Origin of the sequence: Actinoallomurus sp. NPDC050550, assembly GCF_040655075.1 — a bacterium.
In the GTDB taxonomy this organism is placed as follows: domain Bacteria; phylum Actinomycetota; class Actinomycetes; order Streptosporangiales; family Streptosporangiaceae; genus Actinoallomurus.
On the sequence record NZ_JBFAJC010000130.1, the window covers coordinates 1 to 4,733 of the forward strand.

5 protein-coding genes are annotated in these 4,733 nt (G+C 66.6%); 1 reads left to right on the forward strand and 4 read right to left on the reverse strand.

Features of this window, described 5'->3' with window-relative positions:
• Positions 1-298: 298 nt before the first annotated feature.
• The 3 genes from AB0I04_RS54905 to AB0I04_RS54915 form a co-directional block, all read right to left on the reverse strand.
• Positions 299-1,252: an integrase core domain-containing protein gene (locus AB0I04_RS54905; RefSeq protein WP_360904958.1), complete on the reverse strand. Its 954-nt coding sequence runs from the start codon at positions 1,250-1,252 to the stop codon at positions 299-301.
• Positions 1,253-1,366: 114 nt separating this feature from the next.
• Positions 1,367-1,687 carry a transposase gene (locus AB0I04_RS54910; RefSeq protein WP_360904970.1) on the reverse strand — a complete coding sequence of 107 codons (321 nt, stop codon included), beginning with the start codon at positions 1,685-1,687 and terminating at the stop codon, positions 1,367-1,369.
• A gap of 221 nt (positions 1,688-1,908) precedes the next feature.
• Complete coding sequence (locus tag AB0I04_RS54915) at positions 1,909-2,202, reverse strand: hypothetical protein (protein WP_360904961.1); 294 nt, start codon at positions 2,200-2,202, stop codon at positions 1,909-1,911.
• 98 nt (positions 2,203-2,300) lie between these two features.
• On the opposite strand from AB0I04_RS54915, the gene AB0I04_RS54920 reads away from it, so the two are divergent.
• On the forward strand, positions 2,301-2,648 hold the full coding sequence (locus tag AB0I04_RS54920; protein WP_360904964.1) for a hypothetical protein: 348 nt from the start codon (positions 2,301-2,303) through the stop codon (positions 2,646-2,648).
• Between the two features lie 293 nt (positions 2,649-2,941).
• Here AB0I04_RS54920 and AB0I04_RS54925 read toward each other — a convergent pair whose 3' ends face one another.
• The gene (locus tag AB0I04_RS54925; RefSeq protein ID WP_360904967.1) at positions 2,942-3,664 is read right to left on the reverse strand and encodes a hypothetical protein; all 723 of its coding nucleotides are present in this window, start codon (positions 3,662-3,664) and stop codon (positions 2,942-2,944) included.
• Positions 3,665-4,733 lie beyond the last annotated feature (1,069 nt).

The following is a 4,733-nucleotide window of genomic DNA, read 5'->3' on the forward strand; positions in this document are numbered from 1 at the left end:
GGGACTGCGCACAGGAACAGGGCGACGTCGCGCACAAGTTGTTCGTCAAGGTCGGCGGCGACCGGTACATCGAGTTCGGCGATGCCCACTGATCCATAAGCGTGCTCACCACTGACATCAATTGGCTCTGGCCCACTCTCGGTGAGCCAGTGACGGAGTGTGGTGTCGTGTCTGTCAGTAGTGGAGTACGCGGGCGCGTAGGAGGTCGAAGTTGGCGCGTGTGGGGTGCGGATAATCGGTTTCAGCTGTTGAACTGGCGTTTGGTTGTCCGTCTACGCAGCGGCTCTGTACTCGTTGATCAGTCCATCGACCGCGCGGCGGCGCTGGAGTCGGATGTGTTCTGGGCCGTCGGGAACCGACCGTGCCGACGATGGGTCCGGTGGCCGCAGGTGTCCCGTGCTCGGTGTGCCCGGTGGCCGTTGTAATGCTGCTGGTACGCCCTCAACACGCGGCGCAGATGTTGTTCGTTGTAGATCAGGATCCGGTCGATGCACTCTCGCCGGGCGGTGCCGACCCAGCGTTCGGCGATAACGTTCGCCCGTGGTGCGCGGACCGGTGTCCGGATCACCCGGGCACCGAGCGAGGTGAACACCTCATCGAGCACAGCGGTGAACTTCGCGTCGCGATCTCGGATGAGGAACTTCACCTGTTCGGCCTGCTCGCCCAGGTCCATGACCAGGTTACGGGCCTGCTGGGCGACCCACGCCCCGGTCGGGTTCGCCGTGGCGCCGGCGATGTGCACGACCCGGGTGGCGTGCTCGATGAAGAACAGCACGTAGATCCGTTTGAAGAACACCGTGTCGACGTGGAACAAGTCGCAGGCGATGATCCCCGCGGCCTGGGCCTTCAGAAACTGCGCCCAGGTCGGGCCGTCGCGCCGTGGGGCCGGTCCCAGACCGGCGAGTTTGAGGATGTCGCGTACGGTGCTGGGCGGAACACGAATGCCGACTCCGGCGAGCTCACCGCTGATCCGCGCATAACCCCAGGACGGGTTCTCCCGAGCCGGCCGCAGCACCGCCTCTCGGACATCCTTCCGGGTTGGGGGACGGCCGGGGCACCTGTGCGGGTAGGTCCACTTGCGGGTCACCAGACGCCGGTGCCAGCGCAGCAATGTCGATGGGGAGACGAAGAAGCTGCGCCGCGTCGACCGGGCCAGGAAGCGCGACAGCGCGGCCAGCAGGATCCGATCCCCGTCGTTCAGATCAGGACGGTTCACCTGACGACGCAGCACGGCGACCTGATGCCGCAGCACAACGATCTCGAGTTCCTTGGCGCGATCATCGCGCCCGAACAACACCACGAGCTGGAGGATCCGGCGGAGCAGGAGGTAAAGAACAGACCAAGACGCAAGCAGCCAGGATGCCTGCTACCCGACCATGCTCCCGCCACGAAGCCGCAGGCCAAGGCCGCCGAATCCTGTTTCCACACCCCACAGGGTGCTGTGGGAGGCGGCGTAACGGGATCGGCGCTGCTGATGGGTGACGTTGGTGAATCCGAATCCGGATCTGTAGACGAGTTTCACCAGGCGATTGACGCCTTCGGCAGCGGCGTTGCTGTGCCCGGTGGCCACGCCCTGGCAGATCTCAGCACGCCACAGGGAGATGGTTTCGGCGAGGGTCTGGATCTCTGGGATCGATCCGCCGATGGTGGCGCAGAAGACGAAAAATGCCTCCAGGGCCGCTGAGATCTGCGGGCGGGTGGGACGTTACCCCTGCTGCGGGCCCAATTCTGCGCCGAAGCCGTCTTACGACCGACTACGAGTGGAGGGTATTTCCAGCCGCTGGAGTGGTTGCCGACCGTGACCGAGGCGCTGTTGTGGGCAGAGAACGGGATGGACTTGGGGCGATGGTGAAGCGTTCTCAGCGAAGGTTGACGGGGCTTGAACGGCGGCGAGGACGCGGTTAGCGCTTAACCCCTTCGGCGCTCCAGGACGGAGCCCGCCACGATCGAACCCACCAGGAGAACAGCGGACACGCCCACGATGGCCGGGCCGCTCTTGCGGACCCTCTGCTGTTCCGCGACCGCCTCGTCGTACGTTGTCGCGACGCCGTTCTTGTTGCAGACCGTCCCAGGCGACATGTAGACGGTGCCGCAGGTGGGACGCGGTTTGCTGGAATCTGCCCAACTTGCTCCCCCGATGAGGAGCCCGAGGAAGCCCAGGATGCCCACAATGATGATCGTGTTCTTGGCCGCTTTCCCCATGATCGTGATCCAAGCACAGTAGGTATGCAAAGACAAGACTGTCTGTTTGAGCGATATCCCCGGTCGGCGACATCGTCGAACTCGTCAAGAACGCCTCCTTGCAGGTGCGCCTGGCGCTGCCGCCCGGATGGATCTGCGCCCAGCTGGACTTCCGGGAGGTTGGCGGCCACTTCGAGACCAACGCCCTCATCCTGGACGTCACCGGCCGCATGCACACGTGGTCGCCGCCACCGGCCGTCGGTGAACGGTTCAGCGAACTGCGGGAGGCGATGCGACGGCCTTCGGTCTGGTACAGGGCGCGGTTCGAGGTGCAGTACAGCGGCGAGGAGAAGTTTCGCAGCTTCGGCCCCGACGAACCAGGGATGGGACACCCCTCCGGAACCGGAGGCCTATCGCGACGAGCGGCCGTGCAGGCGGATCACTCGACGCCATGCCAGATTGGCTGACGGCGAAGCTCGCCGAGCTGCAATAGTTCGCGCCCGCAGCGAGGCTCTCCATGCTGGCTGAGGTTGCATTGCGAACAACTGCTCGTCCATTGCCGTACTCGACGACACCGGGACCGGCAGCTGCTCGGCGGACTCCTGCTCAACGACGGTGTCGGTCATCTGGCGTTTCCTTGATCATCGGATCCGCCGTTGATTAGACACTCCCCAAGATCACTAACCGGGTCATCATGTGTCGTGAGTTAACCAGCAGGGTCGTTGCACGAACCGAGCGGTGGGCCGACTCGTCTGTCGGGTTACCGGGTCGGCGTCGGCCATGGATAGTACTTGGACTGGTACGGCGACGAATAGTAGGACTCGTATGGCCGCGGGTCGAACGACTGGTATGGCCCGGGGCTAGACATGGGTTGGTGCGTTCGCGGGGTGGGCTGAGTGCTGGTGGACCGGGCTGGAGCGGGCCGGGTCGAGGCAGTTTGGGTCTGCGTCGTGGGTCTGGGCTGGGGCCTGAGCGTTTTCCCGGTCTGAGGGTTTGCTGGTGGCTGGGTGGTGGGCGTGGCCGAGGTCCGATCCGGACTCGGTGAGGCGAAGTGGCCCGCGCCGGGCAGGGCCGCGGGCGGGAGTTTCGACGGCGGCCTGTTGATGATCGTGAGTCTGGCCGGCATGGCCAGCCAGACGATGAGCGCGCCGATCGCGACGCCGAGGAACCCGGTGATGGCCGGGAGCCATTCTGTGGTCCTGCGGCCGGGGTCGCGCCGGGCGTGGGCGGGGGACGGATCGGCCAGGATCGGTTCGGGCGCGGGCTGCGGGTCGTTCTGGGTGGGCTGGTCGGGCGGTTGCCCGGTCCCGGTTGCCGACATCGCCTGCCATGCCCGGCTCCAGCGGTCTGTCTCTGCCTCGATCTGCCTCTCGTCGTGATGGCCGCAGGCCTGCAGGCAGGCGCCGACGAAAGCGACGACGAACGACAGGCGGGGCAGGTTGGGCAGGCGCTTGCCCGCGAGGTTGTCCGACAGCGTGCTCACGGGCAGTACGTCCGCGGGCGGCCGACCCGGGACCGTGCCGGCGAGCACGGTCAGGGTTCGCAAAGACGGCTGACCGGCCCAGGCGCGAAGCTCATGAAGCGCTTGGAGGAACTCGGCCGGTGTGGTCGCTACCCCTGGATCAGGCCGGCCTTCAGGAACCGTACCCATCACACCTCTTCGCCCATGGGATCTCTTATATAGACAAATGTGTCTGAATGATCCGCGCTCCGCAAGGGCCTCGGCCCGGTGTCCGGACAATCGGCCCCGCAGAAACCCTCCCGGGGTGAGCGGTGGCTACAGGCCGTGATGGAACATGCGGAACAGGCCTTACGGACCGGGACCGCGCGGCCGGCAGCCTGGTCCAACGGCCGACCTGTGACCGGTCTCCGTGCTTTGATCCTGGGGTTGGCCGCCGAAAACCCGGGCTGGGGCTACCGGCGCATCCACAGCGAACTCGCCGGCCTTGGCATCAAGATCGCTCCCTCCACGGTATGGGGGATTCTGACCAAGGCCGGGATCGACCCAGCACCGCGGATCGGGCCGACCTGGATGCAGTTCCTGCGTTCGCAGAACGCATCGGCCACGCCGCGAAAAAGGCGTTCACTCCCGGTGAGAGGCCCGCACTGCGCAAGGCTCCACCGTCCCCGGGCAGCGGCACCTACGGCAGGCGCCGCGAGGCCTTGATCGAGGTCGCACTGCACCACCAGCACACGACCCGCGACCGGCCCCGAGAGACGTCGCTGACCGGCAGCCGCAGGGGGCCGGCGTCGTCTTTCCGCTGCCGTCCTCCTCGGCGACAAAGTGCCCGAGCCGGTGCGCCGACGGCTCCGGCTGCCTGGCGGATTAGTGCACCACTGAGCTCATCTTGTTACCCGGGACACGCCGTGAGAGTCGGCCGCCGGCCATGTTCGCGGGGGGCGTGCGGACGGCCCCGGCCATGTCCGCAGACGCGAGAACGGCGGACGACAGCCCGCGGGCCCGCGCCGGGGGGGGCGGGGGCCCGGGGGTTGGCGCGGGTGGGGGCCACAGCCGGTGGTAAACCATGGCGATTGGGGGGGGGGGGGTTGGA

Bases quoted from the DNA above. Each gene is read 5' to 3' on its own strand.
- AB0I04_RS54915 (WP_360904961.1), bottom strand. From the start codon at position 2,202: ATGGGGAAAGCGGCCAAGAACACGATCATCATTGTGGGCATCCTGGGC.